Here is a 26,906-nt window from a genome sequence, read left to right as displayed (position 1 = left end):
ATGTGCGGGAAGGTGCACGGCCCGTGCGTCCTGTGATAGTCACGACATCATGAGCTCAGCGACGTCGAACGCGTACCGGCTGCATCACAGTGCCGCCGCCGACCTCGATCCCGCCACGCTGTACCGGATCCTGCGGTTGCGGGTCGATGTCTTCGTCGTCGAGCAGGCCTGCCCCTACCCGGAACTCGACGGCCGGGACCTCGAGTCCACCACTCATCACTGGTGGTTCACCGAGTCGCCGTCGGTGTCGGACGAGGTGGACGGCACGGGATCTCCGGTGGCGGCGACGTTGCGTGTCATGCAGGACGGTGTCGGTCCCGATGGCAGGCCCGAATTCCGTATCGGTCGGGTGTGCACCGAACGGGCCCACCGTGGCATGGGCCTGACCGCACAATTGTTGACCGCCGCGCTCGAGGACATCGGAGAACACGTGTGCCGGATCGAGGCGCAGACCTACCTGACGCAGATGTATGCGAAGTTCGGCTTCCGGGTCAACAGTGACGAATACCTCGAGGACGGGATACCCCACGTGTCGATGGTGCGTGACGGTGCTGGTCCGGCGGAGACGGGTGTGAGCTGAGATGACCGCAGACCTTGCGTCGGGACACACCCCGCGCGACCCGATCGCCGCACCGGTGCGGTATCCGTTCACCGCGGTCGTCGGACAGGACCGACTCAAACTCGCCCTCATCCTCAGTGCGATCGCACCCGGGATCGGTGGAGTGCTCATCCGCGGCGAGAAGGGCACCGCGAAGTCGACGATCGTGCGTGCGCTCGGTCCACTCATTCATGACGCGCGCGCGGACGGTCAAGGTGCCCGCGTCGTCGAACTACCCATCGGTGCCACCGAGGACCGGGTGATCGGATCGCTCGATCTCACCGGTGTCCTGCGCGACGGTCGGGCCGACTTCACTCCCGGATTGCTGGCGCAGGCCGACGGGGGAGTGCTCTACATCGACGAGGTCAATCTGCTCGCCGATCACCTCGTCGACGTTCTCCTGGACGCCGCGGCGAGCGGGCGGGTGACGATCGAACGTGACGGGGTGTCGCACACCCAATCCGCCGACTTCGTGCTCGTCGGCACCATGAATCCCGAAGAGGGAGAACTACGTCCGCAACTCCTCGACCGTTTCGGTCTGGCCGTCGATGTGATCGCCGGACGAGACGTCGACGAACGGGTCGAGATCGTCCGTCGTCGCATCGACTTCGACGCCGATCCGGTGGGTTTCGCGGCGCGCTACGCGGATTCCGAAGACGAACTCGCGCAACGTATCTCGGCGGCAAGGGCAAGTATCGACTCCGTTGCGCTCCCGACGTCGCAGCTGCGCCGGATCGCCGGGATCTGTGCTCACCTGCAGGTGGACGGATTGCGCGGTGACATCGTCGTGGCACGGACCGCGACGGCCCACGCCGCGTTGCGGGGTGCCACCGAGGTCGACGCCGAGGACGTGCGCGTCGCCGTCGAACTGGCACTGCCGCATCGGCGCCGACGCAACCCGTTCGACGAATCCGGTCTCAGCGATCAGCAACTCGACGATGCGATGGCGGCCGGCGATGAGGCCGCCGGCGATGATGATTCCCCGGAACCACCGGACGATCCCGGGTCCGGAGATCGTGAACCCGATGACCCAGGACCCGATGGGGGAGAACCGACGGGCGAGGCACCCCGCGATTCCACCGAGCCCTCCACGCCCGACCCCGCCCCACCCAACAACGCTGCCCCACCCAACAACGCTGCCCCATCCGACGACGCCGCCCCACCCAACGACGAGGAGGGTGCCGAGTCGACGACGCCGGCCGGTCCGGCGCCGGGGGCCCTGTTCGGCGGGCCCGCCGCGGCGACCGCCCGCCGGATGCGTCGCCTGCGTGTCGACGGCATCGGCGACGGCGAACCCGGCCGACGATCCCGCGCCCGGAGTCGACGTGGCCAGACGATCGGCGCCACCGATTTCGGTCCCGGCACACCGATGCATCTGTTCGGCACGGTCTTGTCGGCGGCCGGCCGCGGTGTCGACGACGCCGGGCGGGTACGGGTCGCCGAAAGAGATCTCCGTGGGGCCGCGCGGATCGGTCAGGAAGCCAATCTGGTGGTCTTCGTCGTCGATCTGAGCGGATCGATGACCGCGCGCCGCCGACTGGCCGCCGTCAGTGAACTGTGCGTCGATCTGCTCCGCGATTCCTACACCCGACGGGATCGGGTGGCCGTGGTGATCGCGCGTGGCTCGCGCGCCGAAGTCGCTGTGCCGCCGACGAAGTCGGTCGACATCGCGGTGCGTCGGATGGCCTCGGTCCGCACCGGTGGACGCACCCCGCTCGCCGAGGGGCTGCTCGCCGCCGACGAGGTCATCACCCGAGCCCGACGTGCCGATCCGCATCGACGCCCCCTGCTGGTGGTCCTGACCGACGGCCGGGCCACCGCGGGGGCCGACGCCGCGCCCCGGGCCCGCGCGGCCGCCGAGACGATCGGGCGCAAAGGCATCGACAGTGTTGTCGTCGACTGTGAGCAGGGCATGGTGCGTCTGGGTCTCGCGGCGGAGCTCGCGGTGCACCTCAACGCGGAACTGTTGCCCATGGAGCACCTGAGCCTGGCCGCCCTGGCCCGCCCCGTCCATTCGGCCGCATAACGATAGTCGAGGAGAAATTCTGTGCCGCAAGGTGTTCCGACCGCCATTCCCGACGACGGCCTGACCACTCGGCAGCGCCGGAATCTCCCGGTGCTCGCCGTGCACACCGGCGACGGGAAAGGGAAATCGACCGCCGCGTTCGGCATGGCGATGCGGGCGTGGAACTCCGGCATGCGGGTCGCGGTGTTCCAGTTCGTCAAGAGCGCCAAGTGGAAGGTGGGCGAGGAGTCTGCCATGACCGCCCTCGGCGAACTGCATGAGAGGACCGGGCAGGGCGGACCGGTCGAGTGGCACAAGATGGGCCAGGGCTGGTCGTGGTTGCGCGCCAACGCCGATGACACCGACGACCACGCCGCCGCGGCCCGCGCCGGGTGGGCGGAGATCGCGCGGCGCCTCGCAGCGAACGAACACGACTTCTACGTCCTCGACGAATTCACCTACCCGCTGGACTGGGGCTGGGTGGACGTCGACGAGGTCATCGAGGCACTGGCCGCGCGACCCGGCCGGCAACACGTCGTCATCACCGGACGCCGCGCCCCGCAGTCGCTCATCGACGCCGCCGACCTGGTCACCGAGATGCGCAAGATCAAGCATCCGATGGACTCGGGTCGTAAGGGGCAGAAGGGTATCGAGTGGTGAGGCCGTGACGTCGCCGACGGCCACCGGCATCCCCACCGTCGTCATCGCCGCGCCCGCGTCGGGTAGCGGCAAGACGACGGTGACCACCGGACTGCTCGGCGCGTTGCGCGCCGCCGGACACCGGGTTGCGCCGTTCAAGGTGGGACCCGACTACATCGACCCCGGGTACCACGCGGTGGCGGCCGGTCGGGTGGGACGCAATCTGGACCCGAATCTCGTTGAGGCGGAGATGATCGCCCCGCTGTTCGCCGCGGGATGCGGCGGAGCCGACATCGCCGTCGTGGAGGGGGTGATGGGCCTGTTCGACGGGCGGATCACCGGGATCGGCGACGACGCGGACATCTCGGAGGCCGACCCCATCGGCATGGGATCGACCGCGCATGTGGCGACGCTGATCGGTGCGCCGGTGATCCTCGTCGTCGACGCCGGCGGCCACAGTCAGTCATTGGCCGCACTGCTGCACGGCTTCCTCGGATACTCGCCGTCGGTGCGGATCGCCGGGGTGATCCTCAATCGTGTCGGTTCACCGCGGCACGAGGCGGTCCTACGTCAGGCGTGTGCGCGGGTCGGTCTCCCCGTTTTCGGTGTGCTGCACCGCAATCCCGAGCTGGCGGTCCCGTCGCGTCATCTCGGCCTGATACCCGCCGCCGAACGCAGCGCGGATGCGGTGACCGCGGTGGCCGCAATGACGGCGACGGTGGGCGCCGGACTCGACCTGCCGGCCATCGTCGCGGCGGCACACGCCGCGCGTGGGGTCCCGGATCGACCGTGGAGTGCGGCGGAGGCGATCGCCGAGGCCGTCGGCCCGGACGTGTCACCTCCCCGGGCCCGCCCGGTGGTGGCGGTGGCCGCCGGGGCGGCCTTCACCTTCGGCTACGCCGAGCACACCGAACTGCTGAGGGCCGCGGGTGCCGACATCGCCGAGTTCGATCCGCTGACCGACCGACTTCCCGACGGCACCGCCGCCGTCGTCATCGGGGGTGGGTTCCCCGAGGAACATGCTGCCGAACTGTCGGCGAACACGCTGCTACGCAACGATATTGCCGACCATGCCCGCGCCGGAGGCGCGATCCACGCCGAGTGCGCCGGCCTGCTCTACCTCTGCCGGGAGCTCGACGGGCATGCGATGACCGGTGTCATCGACGGTGTCGGCGTCTTCGGTCCACGGTTGAATCTCGGATACCGGGATGCCGTCGCCATCGCCGATTCGGTCTTGTATCGAGCCGGTGAACGGGTCACCGGCCACGAATTCCACCGCTCCTACGTCGACATCGACCAGGGGGCACCCGCCTGGGGATGGCGTGGCGTCACTGGGCTGCCCGTCACCGACGGGGCCATCGGTGACGGCGTGCACGCGTCCTACCTGCACGTACACCCGGTGGCGACGCCACATGCGATCGCGCGATTCGTCGACGCGGCAACGACGGCTATGACGATCGGTGGTGACCGCGATGACCATGTCCGGAACTGAACTGCGGGCCGTGCTCGACGCTCTGCTCGAGTACGGTGTCGACGACCCCGACATCCTTCGGGACCTGCTCGAGGCCGTCCTCGTTGTGGGGCAGGGACTCGAACTCGACCGCGCTCTGCAGCGGATCGTCGAGGTGGCGGTCGGCGTCGTCGACGCCCGCTACGGGGCGTTGGGCGTGCGCGGACCGGATGGCGGTCTCAGCGAGTTCGTCTACACCGGCATCACACCCGTCGAGCGGGCACGGATGGGGGCGCTGCCCGTCGGTCGCGGTGTGCTCGGTGTGCTGATGGACGATCCGCACGTTCTCCGGATTCCCGATCTCGCCAAACATCCGGCGTCGGTGGGATTCCCGCCGAATCACCCGCCGATGACCACCTTCCTCGGCGCGCCGATCATCATCCGCGGCTCGATCTTCGGGCGCATCTACCTGACCGAGAAGCGGGGCGGTGCACAGTTTTCCGAGCTCGACGAGACGTTGATCGCCGTCCTGGCGGTGGCCGCGGGTATCGCCGTGGACAACGCCCAACTCTTCGAGCGTGCGCGCACCCGACACCGGTGGATGCAGATCCTCGCCCGTCGCGGATCGGAGCCCCTGGCCGGAATCGCGTTGTCGGACACGCTGTCCCGGATGTGTTCGGACGTGGCCGAGTTGGTCAACGCGGTGGACGTGTACTTGATCACCGGCGAGCAGGGCGATCGGTCGGTCGCCGGGGCCACCCGCACCGGGTTGGATCTGTCGCGGTTGACACTGCCCGCCGGTACCGGGTTGTCGGTGGTGCCGATCGAGGAGATCGACTCGGAACTGTCACGTTCGGGGGCCGGGTGGGCGACGGTGCAGCCGCTGCATCGCGCGTCGGGGGCGTTCGGCTGGTTGCTGATCACCGCCCGCGAGAAGACGTTCTGGGAGGACGAGGAGATCGCCGGTCTGGCCGGTGTCGCCGAGGTGGCGTCGCTGGCCATCGTGTACGCCGAGCAGCAGCAGGTCGCCCGCGATCTGGAGGTACTCGAGGACCGGCATCGCATCGCCCGTGACCTGCATGACCATGTGATCCAGCGCCTTTTCGCGATCGGTATGTCGATCCAGACGATGCAGGCACGTTCGGCCGCCCAGCCGGGGACCACCGACGAGGCGACCACCGCGCGTCTCGAGCAGGTGATGACCGATCTGGACCGGACGATCGCCCAGATCCGGACCTCGATCTTCGATCTGCAGACCGTGTCGGATCATCACGACACCTCGACGTTGCGTCGTCGTGTCCTCGACATCGTCTCGGAGTTGTCGGTGCACGCGCCGATCGCGCCGAGCGTGCAGTTCATCGGCCCGGTCGACACCGTGGTACCCGATGCGCTCGGACCACACATCGATGCCGTGCTGCGCGAAGGGCTTTCCAATGCGCTCCGGCATGCGCACGCCGAGCACATCTCCGTGTCGGTGAGCGCCGACGACGTGCTGACCGTGAAGATCGAGGATGACGGCGTCGGAATCGCCAAGGACGTCAACTACCGGGGACTGGACAATCTGACCCGTCGCGCCGAAGAGTGTGACGGCGTCTTCGACATCCACACCGCACCACGCCGGCGCGATGGGCGCGGTGGTGGCACGACGCTGACCTGGTCGGTGCCGCTGGCCGAGGGGTGAGGAGGGCGCGTCCTGCCGGTCGGGGTGTGGTGGGCCGATCCGCTGGTCGGTGTGCGTTGTGGAGTCGCGGCGAGCCCCCAGGGCGAGCCGCCAGTCGCTTTGACCACCTGCCTGATGACACCGGCATTGGCCGATTCCAGCTCTGGCACAAGAGGTCTCGAGGCTCGTCGCTAGCGCTCCTCGCACCTCGACCGGCGGACTGGCCGCGCCACTACGCACCACCGACCGGCGGATTGGCCGCGCCACTACGCACCACCGACCGGCGGATTGGCCGCGCCACTACGCACCACCGACCGGCGGGACCGGCGCATTGGGTCGGCTCGACCGCAGGCCTACGCCTTCCCGTCGCGCAGTTTGGTCGCCATCACCGCGACCTGGGTGCGGCGCTGCATGTCGAGTTTGGCGAGGATGCGTGAGACATAGTTCTTGATTGTCTTCTCCGCCAAGAACATTCGTTCTGCGATCTGGCGGTTCGTCATACCGTCGCCGATCAGGTTGAAGACCTCGCGCTCCTGATGGGTCAGCTCGGCAAGCGGATCGGTGTGCTGCTTGCCGTCGCGCAGTTTCGCCAGAAGTGCCGCCGTGCTGCGATCGTCGAGGAGCGAACCACCCTTGCCGACGGTGCGCACGGCCGCCACCAGGTTGTGTCCGAGGATCTGCTTGAGCACGAATCCGGACGCCCCGGCCAGCACGGCGGCGAGCAGGGCATCGTCGTCGGCGTAGCTGGTGAGCATCAGACAGTGGATGGAGGGATCGGCGGCGCGGATGTCGCGGCACAGTTCGACACCGTTGCCGTCGGGCAATCGGACGTCGAGCACCGCCACGTCGGGCTTGGCCGCCAGGACGCCGACGCGGGCCTCTCCGACGCTCGCCGCCTCACCGACCACCTCGATGTCGCCGGCGGTTCCGAGCAGGTCACGCAGACCGCGCCGGACGAGTTCGTGGTCGTCGACGAGGTACACCCGAACCGGTGCGGTCGGCGCACCGTCGTGGCCGAGCTCACCACCGGAATCGTCGGCAGAAGCGGGATGGACGTCGGAGGACATGACACGAAGTTACCGCACCGGGCCGCCCAGATCGCGACGTCGGTCCCCACCGACAGGGGACCTTTGGCTCACGTGTGACGGGTGGGACGTGGCGGAGAGTGTGGAGAACCGGGAGCGCGTGTCGGGCCGCGCGCCGGGAGGACCGCCGAGCGGGCGTGGCAACGACGCACATCCCGCCGCGGTCGTAACGATCCGACACGAAGAGCACTAGGAGCGACGCGTGAGCACCCTCATCGGACCAGCCACCAGTGACGCCGGGATGACCGGCTCCGACTTGCTGCGTGAACTGTTGCCGGTCTGCGAGACCGAAGTCGAACGCCACATGAAGATGACCAAGGACTGGCACCCGCACGACTACGTCCCGTGGGACGACGGGCGCAACTTCGCCGCTCTGGGCGGCGTGGACTGGGATCCCGAGCAGTCGCAGCTGTCGGAGGTCGCGAAGGCGGCGATGATCACCAACCTGCTCACCGAGGACAACCTGCCGTCGTATCACCGCGTGATCGCCGACAACTTCACCCTCGACGACGCCTGGGGTTTCTGGGTCGGGCGGTGGACCGCCGAGGAGATGCGCCACTCGACGGTGATGCGCGACTACCTCGTCGTCACCCGCGGGGTTGACCCGGTGGAACTCGAGGAAACCCGCATGCTGCACATGACGCACGGATTCAATCCGCTGCCCGAGGACGACGGTCAGCGCGATCACAGCTTCGACATGCTCTACGCCGTCAGCTACGTCAGCTTCCAGGAACTGGCCACCCGCGTCAGTCACCGCAACACCGGCAAGGCGTGCGGCGACCCGATCGCCGACAAGATGCTGCAGCGTGTCGCGGCGGACGAGAACCTGCACATGCTCTTCTACCGCAACATCGTCGCCGGTGCGCTCGACCTGGTGCCCGATCAGGCGATGGCCGCCATCTACGGGATCGTCTCGAACTTCCAGATGCCCGGTGCCTCGATGCCGAACTTCCGGCGCAACGCGGTGCTCATCGCCAAGGGTGGCATCTACGATCTGCCGCAACACCTTTCGGAGGTGGTGATGCCGGTGCTGCGGAAGTGGCGGATCTTCGAGCGCGACGACTTCGGCCCACTCGGAGACATGTACCGCGACAAGCTCGCCGACTTCCTCGAGGAGATGAACGTCAAGGTGGAGAAGTTCCAGCGGGCCCGCGAGCGGGCGCTGGAGCGTGAGTCGCGAAGGGCGATGGCGGGCGCATGACGATCGCGGACCTACCGATGAACCTGGGAATCGAGCCGTCGGCACCCGCGGCGGGGGGGCTGCGGCGACTGCTGCGGCAGTTGTGAACGCCCGGTACCGGCACCGGAACCCGACGTCCCGGTCGGCTTCCACGCCGCGATCACCATGGCCGAGGCCGCCGCGAACCACAATCCGACCTGGTGGAACGAGGTGCGCTGTCACGCCGAGGACACCGCCGCCGGCGAATACTGCAGTTCGCTGCTCCTCGGTGCCTTGCTGCAATCGGCGGCGCATCGGCTCGGGGTGCCGACCGCGGATGTGTGGTCCTACATCCGCCGTACCGGTGAGCTGCCGCTGTAGCCGGTCAAAGGTCCACTCGGACAACGACGTTCCGGCGCACTCGGGCATCGTGGCGACGGTCATGCCCGCGTGCCCGGGCGCGACGTGCCCGAGCCGGTAGGCTCCACACTCATGTCCGACACCCCTGAGAGCCCCGAGCGTGACGCCGCCGTCGGTGAGTCCGGCCACTACCTGGCCGGCCTCGACCTGGTCGGCCGCAGGGTCGTCGTGGTCGGCGGCGGGTCGGTCGCACAGCGCCGGCTGCCCAATCTGGTGGCGGCCGGCGCCGACGTGCATGTGGTGGCGATCGACCCGACGCCCGCGGTGGAGTCCTACCCGGGGGTGAGCATCCATCGCCGTGCCTATGCCGACGGCGATCTGGCCGGTGCGTGGTATGCGATGGCCTGCACCGACGATCCCGACGTCAACGCCGCGGTGGTGGCCGAGGCGGAACGGTCGCACACGTTCTGTGTGCGGGCCGACGACGCGCGCTTCGGTTCGGCCGTCACCCCGGCCTCGGGTCGCCACCGGGACGTCCAGTTCGGCGTGCTCGCCGGCGGCGATCACAAGCTGTCCGCCGCGCTGCGGGCCGCCATCGGCCGGGCCCTGGCCGACGGTGACCTCGTCGTCGACGATGCACCGCACCCGCCCGGGGTGGCGCTGGTCGGTGGCGGACCGGGGGACCCCGACCTCATCACCGTCCGCGGCCTGCGGCTGCTGATGGCCGCCGACGTCGTCGTCGCCGATCGGCTCGCGCCGCCGCAACTGCTGGCCGCGTTGGGGCCGCAGGTGGAGATCATCGACGCCGCGAAGGTGCCCTACGGGCGGGCGATGAAGCAGGAGGCCATCAACGACGTCCTGGTCGCCCGCGCCAAGGAGGGCAAGTTCGTCGTGCGGTTCAAGGGCGGCGACCCCTATGTGTACGGCCGGGGCTTCGAGGAACTGCAGGCCTGCGTCGCCGCCGGTGTCCCGGTGACCGTGGTCCCCGGTATCACCAGCCCGATCTCGGTGCCCGCATCCGCGGGCATCCCCGTCACCCATCGAGGCGTCACCCATGAGGTGGTGATCGTCTCGGGGCACGTGGCGCCCGATCATCCCGACTCGCTGGTCGACTGGCCGGCACTGGGCAGGCTGCGCGGCACCCTGGTGCTGATGATGGCCGTCGAACGCATCGACCGGTTCACCCAGGCGTTGCTCGACGGTGGCCGCAGCCCGCAGACACCGGTGGCGATGATCGAGAACGGTTCGCTGCCCACCCAGCGGGTGATCCGCGCGGATCTGGCCCACGCCGCCGAGGAGGCGGTGCGCGGCAACCTGCGACCACCGGCCATCGTGGTGATCGGCGACGTCGCCGGGTTCACCGACGCGGACACCACCGTCGGCTCCTGATCCGGCAGAATCCTCGTCTCGACGCCGTCACAGCCGCCTCACGAGGTCACTGCCGTATCAACTTGCCGTCACTTCTGAGCCAACATTGCCAACAACGATTGGCATATTGATCAAGGCGAACGGTAGCGTCGACCCTTATGTCGCTATCAGCTCCGTCTGATCACGGCACCACGGTGGTGCCCGGTCAGTACCGACCGGTCTTCGGTTTCGCGATCCTGGTGCTGTCGGGGATGCAGCTGCTGATGGTTCTCGACGGCACCGTCGCCGCCCTCGCACTCCCGAGCATCCGCGATCACCTGGATCTCGGCGAATCGTCGGCGAACTGGGTCATCACCGCCTACGTCCTGGCCTTCGGCGGTCTGATGCTGCTCGGCGGCAGACTCGGCGACACCTTCGGCCGCAAGCGGATGTTCATCGTCGGTGTCACGGCGTTCACCCTCACCTCGCTGCTGTGCGGGGTGGCCTGGAACGAGGCGAGCCTGATCGTCGGACGAGCCCTGCAGGGCGCGTCGGCGGCCGTCGCGGCACCCACGGCGATGGCCCTGGTGGCCACCACCTTCGCGCCGGGAAAGCCGCGCAGTCAGGCATTCGCCATCTACGCGGCGATGACGGGCGTCGGGTCGGTCGCGGGCCTCATCCTCGGTGGTGTGCTCACCGAGATGTCCTGGCGGCTGGTGTTCCTCATCAACGTGCCGATCGGGCTGGCGGTGGCCGTCGGCGCCGTGTTCGCGTTGCGTGAGTCCCAGGGTGAACGTCTGGCACTCGACGTCCGTGGTGCCGTGCTCGCCACGGTCGGCTGCACGCTGCTGGTGCTGGCGGTCAGCGAGGGCCCCAACGGGTGGGGACGGCCCCTCGTCGTCGGATCCTTCCTCCTCGGCGCGATCGCGCTCGCCGCATTCATCGTGGTCGAACGCCGCGCCGCCAACCCGATCCTGCCGTTCGTCCTCTTCGACAACACCAGCCGGGTCGCCGCCCTCGCCGCGATCTTCCTGGCCAGCATGATCATGATGTGCATGGCGGTGTTCATCTCCCTGTACCTGCAGGGCATTCTGGAGTACTCGCCGATCGAGAGCGGCCTGGCCGTGGTGCCGTTCGCCGTGGGGCTGGGGGTGGCCGCGGCGATCGCGTCCAAGCTCTCGCTGATGATCCAGCCGCGGTGGCTGGTGCTCGTCGGCGGCGCGATCATCCTCGCGGGATGCCTGTACGCGTCCTCGATCGCCACCGACATGCCGCACTACTTCCCGGGCATCGGACTGACGGTCATCATCATCGGCTTCGGCGTCGGACTGGCGGTGATCCCGTTGACCCTGTCGGTGGTCGCCGGCGTCGCGCCCACCGAGATCGGACCACTGACCGCGCTCGCGCAGGTCGCCCAGAACCTCGGTGGCGCCATCGGACTGGTCGCCGTCGGCGCGATGGTCACCTCGCGGGCCCTGTCGCAGGGCGGCACCACCGGGCCGGTGGAGACCATGAACCCCACCCAACTCGCCGCGCAGGCCGACGGTTACGGCCTGGCGTTCGCGTGCTGCGCGGGGATCGCCGTCATCGCGGCGGTCGTCGTCATGTTCATGAGGTTCACCCCCGAGGAGGTCGCCGAGGGGCAGGCCGCGCAGGAAGCCGCGAACACCACCCTTGACGTCGACGACGCCGTCACACATCGGCCCTGACACGCCGGCCCTGACACACCGGCCGTGGAGCCCCGCCCTCAGTCCGGCTCGGACAGGACGGCCTGACGTGGGCCGGTGACCATCAGATGCGCACCGTGCCCCCAGACGCGCAGATGGCTCGCCGCCGCCTGCAGGGTCCAACCGCGTGCCGCATAGCGCAGCCCGACGTCCAACACCGTCGTCGCGGCACCCCACCGCATGGTGATCGTCGCCGGCGGGGCTTCGTCGACGAGGGTTCCGTCGTCCCGCAACCGCATCGGCGGGTCGAACCACACTCCGGTCAATAGGACACCCTCGTCATCGAGCGTGATCGACACCCGATCGCCGAGCGCCCTGGCGACGTGGGCCTCGGAACCGAAGGTGGGCAGGGTGCGTACAGCGGCGCGCGGGCCGTCGTAGATCTCGGGATGCACACCGTCGAGGACGAGGCACTCGGCAACCTCCGCCTCGCTGCGCACGACGATCAGCGCGGTGTCGGTCGGCCCCCGGTCGGCACCCAGCCAGGCCCGGTCGCACGTGATGTTCACACCGATCCCGGCACCGAGGGCGGTGCCTCCCACAGTCGAGAGCACGTCGTGGACGACGGCGGCCTCCGCCGGCCCGGGTGTGACGGCGAAGGTCGCGGTGTCGGGGGCGAGGTCCAGCCGGATCCACGGCGCATCGACCAGCGTGCGGCCACTGGATTCCGCTGACCGGTCGGTGGGGCGGTCCGTCAGCCGCCGCGCGGCGAACGCCTCGAGCGCTGACGGATCGAACGGCTGGTCACGCAGATCGTGGGTGCGCGGATCGAGGTTGACGACGAACAACGGTTCAGACATTGCGATTCACCATAGTTAATGGCGTCTTCTGGACATCGGTTCGGGTCCCGACTCACGGTCAGTCGGTGATCACGACGATCTCATCACCGCGCGCGATTTCCACCCGCTGACCGGCGTCACCGAGAACCGACGCGAGTCCGTTGATGTCGCGCACGGTGCGGCGGGTTCGCACGAGTTCGCGCGCCATCAGTCCCTTGTAATGCTTGTTGAAGTGGCTGACCACCTTGCGGGTGCCGTCGGCGGCCTCGGTGACCACGGTGGCGGTCACCGCCCCCGACACCGGGCCGAGCTGCTGATAGATACCCGAGCGCAGATCCACGACGAAATCGTCGACCGCGTCGAGTGCCGCCGACAGGTCCGGTTTCCACAGTGCGGTGAGGGTCGGCAGCCCGGGGAGTTTCGATCCGCCGGAGAGGCGATAGGCCGGGATCGGGTCGGTGGCCCGAACCACGCCGAACAGCGCCGAGCCGATGGCGAGACGCTCGGCGGCCTTGTTCTTGCCCGCCTTCGTCAGCGAGCGGTGATCGAGGGCGTCGTAGAGCACGCCGGTGTAGCGCTCGATGGCCGGGCGGGTGGGGGAGAGCCACAGGTCGGCGTTGCGGTCGACCTCGGCGAGTTGGGTCTTGCCGAGGCCGAGTGCCCTCTGGCTGGCATCGAGGTCGGCGGCGAGGTCGACGATCGCGTCGGCGATGCGCTCACGGGTCGGGTTCAGCTCGGTGAAGGACAGCGCGTCGAGGTCGAGCGGGGCGCCGGAACCGCCGTCGGACTTGGTTTCCGAAGGGGGGAGGATGACGAGCACCGCCACACTGTATCGGCGGTGCCGACGGGCGCGACAACGCGGTCGCAGCACCCGACTAGACTCTGCTCCCGTGATCACCCGCATGTCGACCCTGTTCCTGCGAACCCTGCGTGACGACCCCGCCGACGCCGAGGTTCCCAGCCACAAACTGCTCGTCCGCGCCGGATACGTGCGACGCGCAGCGCCCGGCGTGTACAGCTGGTTGCCGTTGGGCCTCAAGGTCCTCAAGGCCGTCGAGCAGGTCGTGCGCGACGAGATGAACGCCATCGGCGCCCAGGAGATCCTGTTGCCCGCGCTGCTGCCGCGCGATCCGTACGAGGAGACCGGCCGCTGGACCGAATACGGTCCGGCGCTGTTCCGGCTGAAGGACCGCAAGGGCGCCGACATGCTGCTCGGGCCCACCCACGAGGAACTGTTCGCCCAGCTGGTCAAGGGGGAGTACTCCTCGTACAAGGATCTGCCGGTGGTGCTGTATCAGATCCAGACCAAGTACCGCGACGAGGAACGCCCCCGCGCCGGCATCCTGCGTGGCCGTGAATTCGTCATGAAGGACTCCTACTCCTTCGATCTCGACGACGACGGGCTCAAGCTCAGCTACCAGGCCCACCGGGAGGCGTACCAGAAGATCTTCGCGCGCCTCGGCGTGCGGTACGTGATCGTCGCCGCCACCTCGGGAGCCATGGGCGGCAGCGCCTCCGAGGAGTTCCTCGCCGAGAGCGAGGTCGGTGAGGACACCTTCGTCCGGTGCATCGAGTCGGGTTACGCCGCCAACGTCGAGGCCGTGATCACCCCTGCGGCGGAGCCGATTCCGTTCGACGACGCACCCGCCGCCGTCGTGCACGACACCCCGGACACCCCGACCATCGACACCCTGGTGGCGTGGGCCAACGACACCCTCGACGGCACCTACACCGCCGCCGACACACTCAAGAACATCCTGGTGAAAGTCCGTGAGCCGGGCAAGGATTGGGAGTTGCTGGGCGTCGGTGTGCCCGGTGACCGCGAGGTCGATTTCAAACGTCTCGAGGCGTCCCTGGAGCCGGCCGAGGTGGAGTTGCTCACCGAGGCCGACTTCGCCGCCAACCCGTTCCTCACCAAGGGATACATCGGGCCGAAGGGTCTGCAGGACAACGGGGTTCGCTATCTCGTCGACCCGCGGATCGGTGACGGCTCGTCGTGGATCACCGGCGCCGACGCACCCAACAAGCATGTCGTCGGCCTGGTGGCCGGACGCGACTTCGTCGCCGACGGCACCATCGAGGCCGCCGAGGTCCGCGACGGTGACGCCTCACCGGATGGCAAGGGCCCCTTGGTCAGTGCCAAGGGCATCGAGATCGGTCACATCTTCCAGCTCGGTCAGAAGTACACCGACGCCTTCGAGGTCGACGTCCTCGGCGAGAGCGGTAAGCCGGTACGGCTGACGATGGGCTCCTACGGCGTCGGGGTGTCGCGGCTGGTGGCGGTGCTCGCCGAGCAGAACCACGACGACAAGGGTCTGCGCTGGCCGCGTGCGGTGTCGCCGTACGCCGTGCACCTGGTGATCGCCAACAAGGACCAGGGCGCGATCGACGGCGCCAACACCCTGGCCGCCGACCTCGACGCCGCCGGTCTGGAGGTCCTCCTCGACGACCGCAAGGCCTCACCCGGCGTGAAGTTCAAGGACGCCGAATTGCTCGGTGTACCAACGGTTGTCGTCGTCGGGCGCGGCTACGCCAACGGAGTCGTCGAGGTGCGTGACCGGTTCACCGGCGAGAGCACCGAGGTTCCCGTCGACGGCGCGGTCGAGGCGATCACGGCGGCGGTTCGCGGCTGAGTCCGCGCTGAATGGCCTGTGCCAACGACTGACACTCTTTCACTCACGCTGTGAATGTCGGGGAGACGATGACTACTGAGAATCCGGGCCCGAAGGGTGACGACACTGACGACGAGGCAGTACCCACGTACCTCTGGAACTATGCGCGCAACTTCGACAACATTCAGCTGGCGTCCGACGACTTGAACCGCGTCATGTTCGACGTTCTTGCCGACGTGAGCATGAGTTTATTCGAGGTGTCTTCGCGGGCGAAATCGATACGCTCGTTTCAAGACAAGGCGAAAAGAACGGTGAAAGACGATCAGACCGGCGTACAGCGGCCCAAGTACTCAGATCCTGCTGCCGAAATCGAGGACTGCGTTGGCGCCAGGGTCATTCTGTTCACGCAGTCGGATGTGAAGGACTTCGTCAAACAGATTAGGGCCCGGTTCGATATTGCGCGCGAACCCCATAATCCCGGCGATCACAACCACGATGGCTATGACAGCGTCCATGTGGTGATCAATGGATTTGCAGACGACGCTCATGCGCAGCGGTTTAAGCACTTGCGCGATTACTTGGCCGGTCGGCGCGCGGAGATCCAGGTCCGAACTGTCGCGGGGCACGCGTGGGCGGCGTACAGCCACGACGTGAAGTACAAGGCCACCGGCAACATGTACGCTGCACTCGACGACAAGTCTGCGAAGAAGCGGGTAGACCTACTATTTTTCCAGGCCGCCGGTCACCGTGAGGCACTCGATCTAGCGTTCGATCGGATAAATGCGATTATCAAACCGGCGACCGGCGTGATCGCTCCCGTCGAACCTCAGTCGTCGGCGGAAGTCAGCGATGCCGAACCCGACTCGGTTTGCGTTCGCCCGCACGAGTCAAATACCACCGAGTTCGAGTTGAATGCCGACGAGTTCTACGCAGTGTTGGAAGAACACTACCCGGAGTTCGATGACGACACTCACGATGAAATCAGCGCGGCTCTCGGGCGGATCGGGGCGTTACACCTGGATGGTGAGCGGTTCGGGTTTGAGCGGATTCGCTCGGTGGATGATCTCCGCACAATTTTGGATTTGTGCGCCGAGGACAGTGAACGCGTCACCTCGTTGATGGATTATCAATCTGCTCCCAGTCGTATTCGCCGTTTTGATGACGACATGCTTGCCTTGGTCAAGGATCGCTATCTCCAAACCGCTGCCCGTGATCACGTCCGCGGTCCGGTCTTTGAGCTGAGGCTGCGACGTCTCCGCGGAAAGCGAAGCATCTATCGCATCGATGGCCCTGAGGATGCACCCACAACAGAATTGACCGGCGCGGCGACGCTTCGTGCACTCGTCAATCTGGTAATTGAACGAGGCGAACTCAATTCGGCAAACATTGACGCGGTAGTATCAGACGATCCGGATGAGCAATTTCGCGGTCGTTATGTAGTTGTCGAGACATCCCATGGAAGCGTTAATGTAAATTCTAATATGAATCGCGAGTGGATTGATTCGTGTATTCGGGAGTTGATCGTGCGATGGCGACGACTGACCGACGAGGAAATTGACGTCACGCGCGGTGGTGACTCGATCGGCACATGATCGGAAGTCGCAGCCCTCCGCGACGCGAGTTCAATTCGCTCTATATTGGTCTTGCCCTGTAGTCTGGACAAATGAAACTGGCGGGAGAATAACGCGGGCTCCGGTGGATGGTCGCTATCGTCGCCACCATGGCCGATCTTTCCGAGTTGGTAGCCGACCTATACGCCGACCGAGATGATAGCTGGACCGAAACGCTGGAGTTGGCGACGGAAATCGTCAAGCGGACGATGCGATCGGCGAACCCCACAGGGGCGGACTATGTCTATACATCCTCGACGAGGAAGAAGCAGCAAGACCGCGCGATAGAGAAAATCCGGCGAAAGTTCCCGGATCGGTCTTTTGGTGCGCCAGCTGAGGTCGAGGAGTCGATCAGTGACTGGCTTGGGGTCAAAATTACCTGCAATACCACCGATGATGCCTTTGCATTCATCTCAAAACTGCATACCGCATGCGCGGAGGACGGCGACATACAGTTTTCTTCGAAGGTGCACGGAGATCAGTCGGAAATTGACGTAGTCGATTACATGGCGGCTCCGAAGGAATCAGGATACCGCGCCTACCATGCAGTGGTTGTCGTTGGACTCGATACGTCCACGCATGGCGGTATGCGTGTGGAGATTCAAGTGAAGACGCGTCTGCAGGATGCCTGGAGCAGTCTCACGCACGAGAGCTTCTACAAATATGGCGGGAAGGAACCGAGGCCCTTCTATCAAAATATGGCGTCGACGATGTCGGAACTGTTGGCTGTCGTCGACAAGTGGGCATCGGCATTGGCGTTGCAGGTGGCGGCAGACGGCGGGGATACCTCAACTTCTGGCGTCGACGTTGAACGCACGACGATCGACCCAGCGGCATCAACCGTCGTTGTCACCGTGGTGCACATCGATCCTCGCTACGCGCTCGCCGTAGACCGATCGGGAAACAAGGGTTTGATCCGAGCTGCGTCACTCCGCGATTTTCTGGTGGCGACGGGCAAGGTGACCGCCGGTGAATATATCAGCGTCGACGATCACCTGACACTCAAACAGCGACTGCAGGCCACTGCGATCGAGGAGAATGGGAGTACATTGTTCGAGCCTGTCTCCCTTGCGGTTCCTCGCTATTCCTGAGATGCGTTCTCGCTGTTGAGTTTCCGATAGATTATCGGCGCCAGTTCCGCAACAAGTTTGTCTCTGATCACGGAGTTGCTGAGAATCTGGGTAGACAGATCGCTATGAGCTTCCATCGCTTCGATCACCGCATCGTTGAACTCGATGTCGATGTCGGGACTGGCTTCAAACTGATCTTGAGAGTTGTTGTGAGCCTGGGTTTGCAGGTTCTCGCTCTCCATCATTTTGTCTCGCAGATGGGTGACGACGCTGCGTACGTCAGCGTTGGAGTGGCTTCCATCGAACAGGTCGTTGACGGTGGCGATGACTTCATCGAGTTCCACCAGATCGCGCGGACGTATCGTACCGCTACCGCCGCCGACCCCTGCCTGCGCGAGTGGGGCATCGCCGGTGAGCTTACGGCCCGTGGTCACCTGCCTCGTATGCTTCAAGTAGTCGAAGTCAACCTCCGACAAGTCGACCGCGCGCTGCAGATTCTCCGGCCGGATAACCGGCGCGAGGTGGCGCAGATAGATTGACAGTTGTTCTAGCGCAACATCTTCGTAGTTGAAGAGCTGTGACAAAAAGTCATACTGGCGGATGAACGTTCCGACATCTTTACGGAACATGGTCAATTCATCGAGTGCTGCGGTGTCACCTCGATCGTGGGCGTTGCGTTCCCGATCCCGAAAGACGTGCTGGGCCGGCATCACCCACTTGCTCAAGGCGGAGTTTCCGTTGTTGTCAACAAAGTCCTTGGCCAACCCTTCTACATCGGACCACCGGTAGATCCCCGCCGCGTCGAGTTTGGCCATGGTGGCGTGCACGATGTTGGGATCGGTGACGTCGGCCAGCGTCGTGGTCTTGAAGAATGGTTCGAATGCGTCGACCATGTCGTCGGCGCTGTTGGCGAAGTCGATGATGAAGGTCTGGTCCTTGCCCGGTGCGGTACGATTGAGTCGCGACAATGTCTGTACTGCTTGCACTCCGGCGAGCTTCTTGTCGACGTACATGGCCACGAGTAGTGGCTGGTCGAATCCGGTCTGAAACTTGTTGGCGACCAACATCACCTGGTATTCGTCCGTGGCGAAGGCTTCCCGCAGGTCGCGGCCCTTGAGGCCAGGGTTCATCTCCTTGGATCGTTCGGTGACCTTCTCCAGCGCGTATTCGTCGTCGGTGATCTCGCCCGAGAATGCCACCAGTGCCGCGACATTGGTGTATCCGCGTTCTGCTACGTACTTGTCAAAGGCGCGCTTATAGCGCACAGCGGCCAGACGTGAACTGGTCACCACCATCGCCTTGGCCCGGCCATCCAGGCGCCAGGCCACGTTGGACCGGAAATGTTCGACGATGATCTGCACCTTCTGCGCAATGTTCGTCGGATGCAGCCGTACCCAGTTCATCACCGACTTGATCGCCTCACGCTTGTCCACAAGCCGTGAATCCGCACCGGGGTCGGAGTCCACCGCCACGGTTCCGCCGGAGTCCGTATCTGCCGTGCTGTAGCTGTGGCCGTTGTGCGACAGCCGGAATGCCGTCATGTACGGCGTGTAGTTCTGCAGCACGTCAAGGATGAAGCCCTCCTCGATTGCCTGCTGCATCGAGTACACATGAAACGGCACCGGGGGTGCATCGGATGATGGTCGGCGCCCAAACAGCTCGAGAGTCTTCGCCTTTGGCGTTGCGGTGAATGCGAAGAATGAGATATTGCCGGCAGCAGCGCGATTGGCCATCTCCGCGGCGAGAATGTCTTCGACATCGACACTTCCGCCATCGGCGACATCGTCCAGCTCGGTAGCTGTCAGGGCCTTCTTCAGTTGCTTCGATGCCTCACCGGCCTGAGAGGAGTGGGCTTCGTCGGCGATGACCGCGAACGATTTGCCCGCCAGCCCTTGGCCGGTTCGGATCAGATCGAGGGCGTACGGGAAAGTTTGGATCGTGACGATGATGATCCTGGTTCCCGACTCCAGTGCACCCGCCAGCTTGCTGGACTTCGAGCCTCCCAATGAGTCGATATGCGCCACCATTCCCGGCGTGTCATCGACCTGACGAATCGCCTCCTGCAACTGCGAATCCAGCACCGTGCGATCGGTGATCACGAGGACCGCATCGAACACAGGCTTGTTCTCATCGTCATGCAACACCGACAGGCGGTGTGTCAGCCATGAAATCGAGTTCGTCTTCCCGGATCCTGCCGAATGCTGGATCAGGTACTTGTGACCAGGCCCTTCAGTTTTCGCAGAAGCGATCAGCTTGGTGACGGCATCCCACTGGTGAAACCGGGGGAACAACATCCTCTCGGTGCGGCGCTTCGTCCGTGCGCCACGGGCAATCCGCTCGGTCGAATGGTCAAAGGTCTCGTTGATCTGAAGGTGCATGAACCGCCCGAGGATGTCCAACCAGTTGTCGCGGTCCCAGATCTGTTCCCAGAGATAGGACGTCGCTGAGCCGTCAGGATTGAACGGATTACCGGCATGACCTTGGTCTCCGCGATTGAATGGCAGGAAGAAGGTGTCATCGCCGGCCAGTTTCGTGGCCATCTGCACTTCGGTGTTCGAAACAGCGAAGTGCACCACCGCGCGGCGGCCGAACCCCAACAGCGGCTCGCCCTTTGGTAGACGGTCCTTTTTGTACTGACGCACCGCATCGATGATGTTCTGTGTGAAATCGGTCTTCAACTCCACGGTCGCCACCGGAATCCCGTTGACAAACAGCACCAGGTCGATCGCGTTGGAGTTCCGCGACGAATAATGCACCTGCCGCATCACCCGGAGGCGCACGGCGGCATAGCGTTTCGCGGTGGTCTCGTTGAGAGTGGTGTTCGGCTTGAACTGACACATCGAGAACTTGGCGTTGAGGTCCTTGAACCCGTGGCGTAACACATTTAGTGTGCCACCGCCGGCCTTGAGATCCGCGTCAAGTCGTTTGGCCAGCGCGGCCAGAACCTTGCGCTCGGCTTCCGCGCGCGCCGTTCCGGTCAGTTCAGGCCTGACCCGCTTGGCCAGCTCATCCGGCTGGGTATCTGCCAGCCAGCCGAACACGTCCTCCGGGAACAGTGCCAGCGATTTGTCGTAGCCGGCATCGCTCGACGAGTAGAGCGACCCATGGTCGGCGAGGTACTCGCAGATCTCGTCCTCGAGAACGACCTCATGGTGCTGGGGCATATCAGACCATCTCTCGCACATCGAGTTTGCCGGTCACCGAATTTGTGATAACGGCGGAGCGGTACTCACGAAGAATGGTTATGGCCTGTCGGGTCTTCTCAATGACGTGATCGAATTCGTCAGTCCGTTCGTCGAGTTGCGCGACGAGGTATGTCTGTTCGTCCACAGGTGGCCAAGGAAATCTCAGAGCCCCGAGCCGGCCCGCGCTGATAATCGGGAGTGTATTTCCCATCGAAGCTGCCCAAATATTCTGGCGCTGAGCAACCAACGCGTAGTATAAGAATTTTGCGTTCGGAGGATTCTCAACAGCGGTGACCTGCTGGTTTGTGGAGCAACTACCGCGTACGTATCCGATCTTTCCAAGTGTGGCACCGATTGACACTACGTGCACGGATTCACCCGTTAGAACTGGAATCCCCCTCTGCCCGAGATTGCTTATGAACATACTCGCCTGTGACTCTCGTCCTGCCGGATCGTAGTCTTCTGGGCGGAACCATGGACGTCCTACGGAGTCAGAGAAATTGCGCGGATCGGCCGTACTGGGTGTCTTCCCAGTCACCAGTCGACCCACCCACTTCAATTGGGTCATCGTCCACTTTTCAGGTAAACCCTTCGTACCCCGACTTACTCCACGCGTCACCGCGTCGATGATGGTGGCGATGCGATCTTCCTGGAGTGTCGCGATCAACTGCTCCTGCTTGGCGATCAGCGTATCGATCTTCGCCGTCTCGCGGTCAAGGAAGTCGACAATCCGAGTCTGAAGGCGCCGATCGATCAACGGAAAAGGATTTGCACCGACCTCGGCCACTGTGATCTGCGGAATCGCTGTCTGCGTGTACCTGAATAGATCCTTTCGCAACCCACTCAAGTAGTAGAAAACAAACTTCGGATCGACTGCGCTACGGTCGATCACCTTCCCGTAGATCGTCGTCTGACTCGTGGTGGCTGGTCGATCAACGAGCTTGACGTGGCCAATTGAGTTTCCGCGAGCGGGTATTACTAAATCACCCCGCTGAAGCCTCACACGAGGATCGTCGATGTGCCCAAGGAAGACGGTTGACTCTGTCGCAGAGTAGACGGGCCAACTACCCCCATCGACGAGTTGTTCGCGGAGGATCGTTTCACCCATGGCGAATCTTATGACCCTGCTGCATCTCGTGATTGACCATCCAGCGGGGTTGTGCCTAAAGATCTGAGCATGCGAACCGGACAATGCCGCATGAGATGTCATGCTCCGACCTCCTTCAACATCTCCTGGATCTCCCCGACCAGTTGACGGAGGTCTTTCTGGATCTCTTCGAGGGGTCGGGGTGCGATGTAGCGGTAGAAGTGGCGAGTGAAGGGAATCTCGTAGCCGACTTTGGTCTTGTCGTGGTCGATCCAAGCATCCGGAACATGGGGCAGGACTTCGCGTTCGAAGTACTCGTCGACGTCCTCGGCGAGTGGCACGTTCTCGGTATCGCGGAGGGAGGGGTCGGCTTCGGGGTTGCCGTGGCGGTCGGTGATGACGTCGGCGGCGTCGGAGTGTTCGCCGATCGTCGACCAGATCGCTTTGAGGATCGATGCTCCGGGTCTGGCGAAGCCGTTGTCGCGCAAGGCTTCCTTGAGCTCGCTGGTGAAGGCGTCGCGGTTGGCCCATTCCCAGTCCGACAAGTAGGACAGTGCTTTACGGATCGCTTCCTGCTCGTCGTTGCGGAGTTTCGTGATCGCTTTGATGGTGAGCACTGCGTCAATCTTCGCGTCGTCGATGCGGAAGGCGAGTTGCAACGGTCGCTCGACGGTGATGGTGCGGTAGCCGAAGTCGTCGTTGGCAAACACCTTGGATAGAGACGCAACATCGTCGGAGCCCGGGTCGTCGATATGATCGAAGTAGAGTTGCACGATCCGCGCGATGTCGTCGTCCTGGAGGAGCTTCCGCTTTGACCCAAGCGATTTGCGCATCTTGCCGAACATGTCCACGGCGTTGATGAGCTGGACGGTTCCTCGGCGTTCGGCGGGTTTGTTGTTGTCGAGGATCCAGATGTAGGTGGAGATGCCGGTGTTGTAAAACATATCGGTCGGCAGTGCGACGATTGCGTCGAGAAGGTCGTTTTCGAAGATCCACTGGCGGATGTTCGACTCTCCCGATCCCGCCCCGCCGGTAAAGAGGGGCGATCCGTTGAGGACGATCGCAAGTCGCGAGCCGCCGTGACCGTTCGGTTCGACAGGAACCATCTTGGAGATCAGATGCATCAGGAACAGGAGTGACCCGTCCGAAACGCGGGGGAGCCCGGGACCGAATCGGCCAGCGGACCCTTGGGCCTGGCGTTCTGCGTTGACTAAGCTCCGCTGAGACGTCCAATCCACGCCGAATGGGGGATTGGACAGCAGGTAGTCGAAGTGGCGGCCCCGAAAGTGGTCATCCGTGAGGGTATCGCCGAGGTAGATGTTGTCGACATCCTGGCCTTTGATGATCATGTCGGACTTGCACATCGCGTACGAGCGCGCGTTGACCTCCTGTCCGTACAGTACTGGCCGCGCTTTGTGATTCATCTCGAGCAGATGATCATATGCCGTCGACAGCATCCCTCCGGTGCCGGCGGCTGGGTCGTAGATGGTGCGGACGGTACCGGGCTTGGTCAACGCGTCATCGGCGGTCGCGAAAAGCATGTCGACCATGAGGGTGATGACCTCGCGTGGGGTGAAATGGTCCCCTGCGGCGGCGTTGTTGGATTCGGCGAACTTGCGGATGAGTTCTTCGAAGATCAGACCCATCTGGTAGCCGTTGACCACCTTGGGGTGCAGGTCGACCCCAGCGAATTCCTTGACGATCAGATAAAGGCGGTCGGACTTGCTCAACCGCTCGATCAGGTCGTACATCCCGAAGCCCTCGAAGACGTCACGGACGTTCGGGGAGAACAAGTTGAGGTACTCAATGAGATTGGCGGCGATGCCGTCTGTATCGCTGGGCAGCGCCTGGAAGTCCCACCGTGAGGTGTTGTAGAACGGCAGCTTGAACTTGGACTTGAGGACGATGTCCGGGTCGACCTTGGTCTTTGCGAGCTTGTTGAACTCCGCGAGCACATCGTGCTTGGTCGGCTCGAGGATGCAATCGAGTCGGCGCAGGATCGCGAACGGCAGGATGACATCGCCGTACTGATTTGGCTGAAATGGCCCGCGAAGCTTCTCGGCGATGCTCCAGATCAGGCCGGCGTTGGTGGTGCTCACAGGTAGGTGTCTCCAGGGTGAGAGGTGTGGATCTGGACAGCAAGAAATTACCCAGAAAGAAGTCGTTGCCTGGCCCGTTCGTACTTTGCTTTCAGACGTGACGCCGTCTGCGGATCAACCTCGGCCAGCGCTGCATTGTCGGCCAGGTTCTGCGCGTTGTCTGCCAGCTTCACCTGCCGGCCCAGCGGGTTCGCAGCCGCCCGCTCGATGGTGGCGTCGTAGGACTCGCCTGGGACTTTGGTCACGGCGATGACCGCATCGACGACGTTGCTGGGTACGCCGAGAGTCAACAATTGTGATGGGGTGACGTCGGTGTCTTCGAGGATGTCGTGGAGCAATCCAGCCATCTCCGCGTCGGTGCCGAGCGGCGCGAGTCGTTCGGCGATCGGGGTGAGGTGCGCGGTGAAGTAGTCCCGGCCCATCTTGTCGACTTGCCCGTAATGAGCGTTGCGTGCAAAGTCGCGTACCGCACCGAGAGTAACCATTAGCTGAAACCAATCTGTGCGGACGCGCTTTCGAGTTTTTCTGACAGTTCTCGATTATCGACACTCGGAAAGTGTGGCTCTTCCGGAGCTCCGGGTGCCGCCGTGAACATGATTTCAGGCCGGCGGAACGAATTATTCTCTGCAACAGAATCTCCGAAACTCCAGTCCTCGAAGCAGAGTGCAAGTACGCGCAGCTTATTGCGGATTTGGCCGACCAGGATCGCGGAGTCCGTGCACCCGGGTTGGTAGTTGGCCTGAAGTTGCATGAGTTCGACTCGAACGTGCGACAACAACAGCAGAGCCTCGGTGCCGGCGGTGGACGCAGAAATCAGGGGAGTCCAGTCGCGCATGGCGGCGAGCAGGCGGCGAACGCACTGATCGATCAGCTCGCCGCCGAGTGCACAGTCCGCCCTTGCCGCTACAGCCATCGTCCGCGGATCGTGTGCGTCCTTCTTGGTCAACTCGCCACGGCCGTTACGAAGCCACCGCAATGGTTTCCCGTCCAGCCAATCCTTCCACCAAATCGGGTGCAGTGCAGGAGGTTCCTTGTCTTGGGAGAGCAAAGCCAGTGCGATTTCAAGGTCGATCATGTGGTCGACAATCCCGCCGACACCCGCACCGGAAAGCCCGGTGACCATGGCATCCTGCCGCTGCTGCTCATTGTTCTCGTAAAAGATGTACACGGTTCCGACGAGCAGGAGTGAGGACAGGATCGCCGACGCGACGGAATGATCGGACCAGTACTGAGACGCCACGTCATCCAGATCCGAGATGACCATGGCAACCAGTCCCAGGGCGCTCAGGGAACCCAATACAAGCAGAATGCCGCGCGGTAGTCGGTCGTTGCGAACGAGATCCACGACCCACGCGATCAGTGCGGCCGCCAGGATCGTCCCGGCAGCGAGCATCGCGGAAGAGATATTCATCCCTCGATCTCCAATTTGTGCGCGATCGACTCACCTACCATGGCGTGTTCGACAAACCATTGATAATCGTACATCTCCTCGTCGTCGGAACCGCCGAATAGACTCGGCCGGGACCGTCGCAGCCAGACGTCAAGCAAGAACGCTGGGTTGCACCACGCCACGTCCACGCGGGGATCGGGGGACAACTGTTTCGCTGAGCTGATCAGATGGTCACCGATCGTGTCGGCGAGCATTCCCATATCCGATATGTCCTTTCCTCTGATCCGCTTGGCGAGCGTTTCATACCAGGTATCTGCGGTCCTCGAACGTTCTGACGCTTTGTTCACGCCTGCGAAAAGCGATTCGGCGAAGGTGCGAAGTTCGTTGGCGTCGACGGGTTTTCCGTGTAGTCCTTGGGTCCCCAGTCGAGCGGCGCGCACTTCGCGAAACTCCTGATCGGCCAGTTCGAGGAGCCCGGCGAGCGCGTGGAGGCGTCGCTGCAGAGCGGGCGCCGGAACCTCATCAGGCTTGTAGAGGAGGTCATGGCTCAACTCGGCCCAAGCGTGTTGGAGAATGGTACGCAGTTGAATTTCCACGACCTTTACGGGGGCGTCGAACGTGGAGACGTCCAATTCCCCGTGAATGCTCTGATAACCGGGCCGGGTTTGGTCGGTGGACCCATCGCTTCCGTGGCTTGCAAGTCCGTCGATGACGGTCCAGTTGTGGTCGACGAGGACTTGTACACGTTCAAGCTCTTGAGTCATTGGTGTGGTCACCCGGACAGCCACCACGTCGTGAATCTCGGTGATCGGGTCGCCGTACTTGAATTGCTCTGTGTCACCGGAGGTTCGTGCCTTTAGTGCCTTGTCGATGAGCTTGGAACGGTCTTTGACGCGCGCGTTCACCAGGATCGGGGCATCGGCAAACTCGGCTTTCAACTGCTCCTTCAGGTCATGTTCGAGCCTCCGGCACAACGCATCCAGGGCAGGTTGTGAACGGGTGTACCAGTTGTGGATGTCATTCCTGCGTTGCGCAACGGCCACG

21 protein-coding genes are annotated in these 26,906 nt (G+C 64.2%); 12 read left to right on the top strand and 9 right to left on the bottom strand.

Annotation, left to right across the window (positions count from 1 at the left end; all coding sequences use genetic code 11):
- Positions 1-49: 49 nt before the first annotated feature.
- Genes ABLE94_RS04730 through ABLE94_RS04710 form a run of 5 tightly spaced genes read left to right on the top strand, consistent with a single transcriptional unit; the run spans position 50 to position 6,373 of the window.
- On the top strand, positions 50-580 hold the full coding sequence (locus ABLE94_RS04730) for a GNAT family N-acetyltransferase (RefSeq protein ID WP_348803454.1): 531 nt from the start codon (positions 50-52) through the stop codon (positions 578-580).
- A gap of 1 nt (position 581) precedes the next feature.
- On the top strand, positions 582-2,624 hold the full coding sequence (locus ABLE94_RS04725) for a VWA domain-containing protein (protein ID WP_348808156.1): 2,043 nt from the start codon (positions 582-584) through the stop codon (positions 2,622-2,624).
- A gap of 21 nt (positions 2,625-2,645) precedes the next feature.
- On the top strand, positions 2,646-3,263 hold the full coding sequence (gene cobO, locus ABLE94_RS04720) for a cob(I)yrinic acid a,c-diamide adenosyltransferase (RefSeq protein ID WP_348803457.1): 618 nt from the start codon (positions 2,646-2,648) through the stop codon (positions 3,261-3,263).
- 4 nt (positions 3,264-3,267) lie between these two features.
- Positions 3,268-4,734 (top strand): cobyrinic acid a,c-diamide synthase CobB, encoded by a 1,467-nt coding sequence (locus ABLE94_RS04715; RefSeq protein ID WP_348803458.1) that lies wholly within the window; start codon positions 3,268-3,270, stop codon positions 4,732-4,734.
- Entirely contained in the window at positions 4,721-6,373 is a 1,653-nt protein-coding gene (locus ABLE94_RS04710) for a GAF domain-containing sensor histidine kinase (RefSeq protein WP_348808265.1), read from the top strand. Before ABLE94_RS04715 ends, ABLE94_RS04710 begins: the two co-directional genes overlap by 14 nt.
- Before the next feature lie 332 nt (positions 6,374-6,705).
- Here ABLE94_RS04710 and ABLE94_RS04705 read toward each other — a convergent pair whose 3' ends face one another.
- Complete coding sequence (locus ABLE94_RS04705; RefSeq protein ID WP_348803459.1) at positions 6,706-7,419, bottom strand: response regulator transcription factor; 714 nt, start codon at positions 7,417-7,419, stop codon at positions 6,706-6,708.
- Between the two features lie 220 nt (positions 7,420-7,639).
- Here ABLE94_RS04705 and ABLE94_RS04700 point away from each other — a divergent pair, with 220 nt between their 5' ends.
- From ABLE94_RS04700 to ABLE94_RS04685, 4 genes are all read left to right on the top strand, one after another.
- Entirely contained in the window at positions 7,640-8,638 is a 999-nt protein-coding gene (locus tag ABLE94_RS04700; protein WP_348803460.1) for an acyl-ACP desaturase, read from the top strand.
- Between the two features lie 144 nt (positions 8,639-8,782).
- Positions 8,783-8,977, top strand: coding sequence for a hypothetical protein (locus ABLE94_RS04695; RefSeq protein ID WP_348808155.1), 195 nt, complete (start codon positions 8,783-8,785; stop codon positions 8,975-8,977).
- Between the two features lie 111 nt (positions 8,978-9,088).
- On the top strand, positions 9,089-10,345 hold the full coding sequence (gene cobA / locus ABLE94_RS04690; RefSeq protein ID WP_348803462.1) for a uroporphyrinogen-III C-methyltransferase: 1,257 nt from the start codon (positions 9,089-9,091) through the stop codon (positions 10,343-10,345).
- 137 nt (positions 10,346-10,482) lie between these two features.
- Entirely contained in the window at positions 10,483-12,012 is a 1,530-nt protein-coding gene (locus ABLE94_RS04685) for a DHA2 family efflux MFS transporter permease subunit (protein ID WP_348803463.1), read from the top strand.
- Between the two features lie 38 nt (positions 12,013-12,050).
- Here the strand turns inward: ABLE94_RS04685 and ABLE94_RS04680 are convergent, their stop codons facing one another.
- Positions 12,051-12,830, bottom strand: a complete 780-nt coding sequence (locus tag ABLE94_RS04680) for a hypothetical protein (protein WP_348808154.1) — start codon at positions 12,828-12,830, stop codon at positions 12,051-12,053.
- A 58-nt stretch (positions 12,831-12,888) separates the two neighbouring features.
- The gene (gene yaaA / locus ABLE94_RS04675; protein ID WP_348808153.1) at positions 12,889-13,629 is read right to left on the bottom strand and encodes a peroxide stress protein YaaA; all 741 of its coding nucleotides are present in this window, start codon (positions 13,627-13,629) and stop codon (positions 12,889-12,891) included.
- An 82-nt stretch (positions 13,630-13,711) separates the two neighbouring features.
- On the opposite strand from yaaA, the gene ABLE94_RS04670 reads away from it, so the two are divergent.
- The 3 genes from ABLE94_RS04670 (at position 13,712) to ABLE94_RS04660 (ending at position 18,122) form a co-directional block, all read left to right on the top strand.
- The gene (locus ABLE94_RS04670; protein ID WP_348808264.1) at positions 13,712-15,442 is read left to right on the top strand and encodes a proline--tRNA ligase; all 1,731 of its coding nucleotides are present in this window, start codon (positions 13,712-13,714) and stop codon (positions 15,440-15,442) included.
- 68 nt (positions 15,443-15,510) lie between these two features.
- Positions 15,511-17,013, top strand: coding sequence for a RelA/SpoT-related domain-containing protein (locus tag ABLE94_RS04665; protein ID WP_348808152.1), 1,503 nt, complete (start codon positions 15,511-15,513; stop codon positions 17,011-17,013).
- Positions 17,014-17,141: 128 nt separating this feature from the next.
- On the top strand, positions 17,142-18,122 hold the full coding sequence (locus ABLE94_RS04660) for a GTP pyrophosphokinase (protein ID WP_348808151.1): 981 nt from the start codon (positions 17,142-17,144) through the stop codon (positions 18,120-18,122).
- On the opposite strand, the gene ABLE94_RS04655 is transcribed toward ABLE94_RS04660, so the two are convergent.
- The 6 genes from ABLE94_RS04655 to ABLE94_RS04630 are packed head-to-tail and all read right to left on the bottom strand — an operon-like array spanning position 18,113 to position 26,905.
- Positions 18,113-21,265 carry a type I restriction endonuclease subunit R gene (locus ABLE94_RS04655; RefSeq protein WP_348808150.1) on the bottom strand — a complete coding sequence of 1,051 codons (3,153 nt, stop codon included), beginning with the start codon at positions 21,263-21,265 and terminating at the stop codon, positions 18,113-18,115. The genes ABLE94_RS04660 and ABLE94_RS04655 overlap by 10 nt on opposite strands.
- Before the next feature lies 1 nt (position 21,266).
- Positions 21,267-22,496, bottom strand: a complete 1,230-nt coding sequence (locus ABLE94_RS04650; protein ID WP_348808149.1) for a restriction endonuclease subunit S — start codon at positions 22,494-22,496, stop codon at positions 21,267-21,269.
- On the bottom strand, positions 22,493-24,472 hold the full coding sequence (locus ABLE94_RS04645; protein WP_348808148.1) for a type I restriction-modification system subunit M: 1,980 nt from the start codon (positions 24,470-24,472) through the stop codon (positions 22,493-22,495). Before ABLE94_RS04645 ends, ABLE94_RS04650 begins: the two co-directional genes overlap by 4 nt.
- A 47-nt stretch (positions 24,473-24,519) precedes the next feature.
- Complete coding sequence (locus ABLE94_RS04640; protein WP_348808147.1) at positions 24,520-24,957, bottom strand: phosphohydrolase; 438 nt, start codon at positions 24,955-24,957, stop codon at positions 24,520-24,522.
- Positions 24,957-25,883 (bottom strand): hypothetical protein, encoded by a 927-nt coding sequence (locus ABLE94_RS04635; RefSeq protein ID WP_348808146.1) that lies wholly within the window; start codon positions 25,881-25,883, stop codon positions 24,957-24,959. Before ABLE94_RS04635 ends, ABLE94_RS04640 begins: the two co-directional genes overlap by 1 nt.
- The gene (locus ABLE94_RS04630; protein WP_348808145.1) at positions 25,880-26,905 is read right to left on the bottom strand and encodes a GTP pyrophosphokinase; all 1,026 of its coding nucleotides are present in this window, start codon (positions 26,903-26,905) and stop codon (positions 25,880-25,882) included. The genes ABLE94_RS04635 and ABLE94_RS04630 overlap by 4 nt, the downstream gene beginning before the upstream one ends.
- Position 26,906 lies beyond the last annotated feature (1 nt).

This window comes from Gordonia sp. VNK1 (assembly GCF_040049135.1).
Taxonomy (GTDB): domain Bacteria; phylum Actinomycetota; class Actinomycetes; order Mycobacteriales; family Mycobacteriaceae; genus Gordonia; species Gordonia oleivorans.
This window is presented reverse-complemented; position numbering and strand designations above follow the sequence as displayed.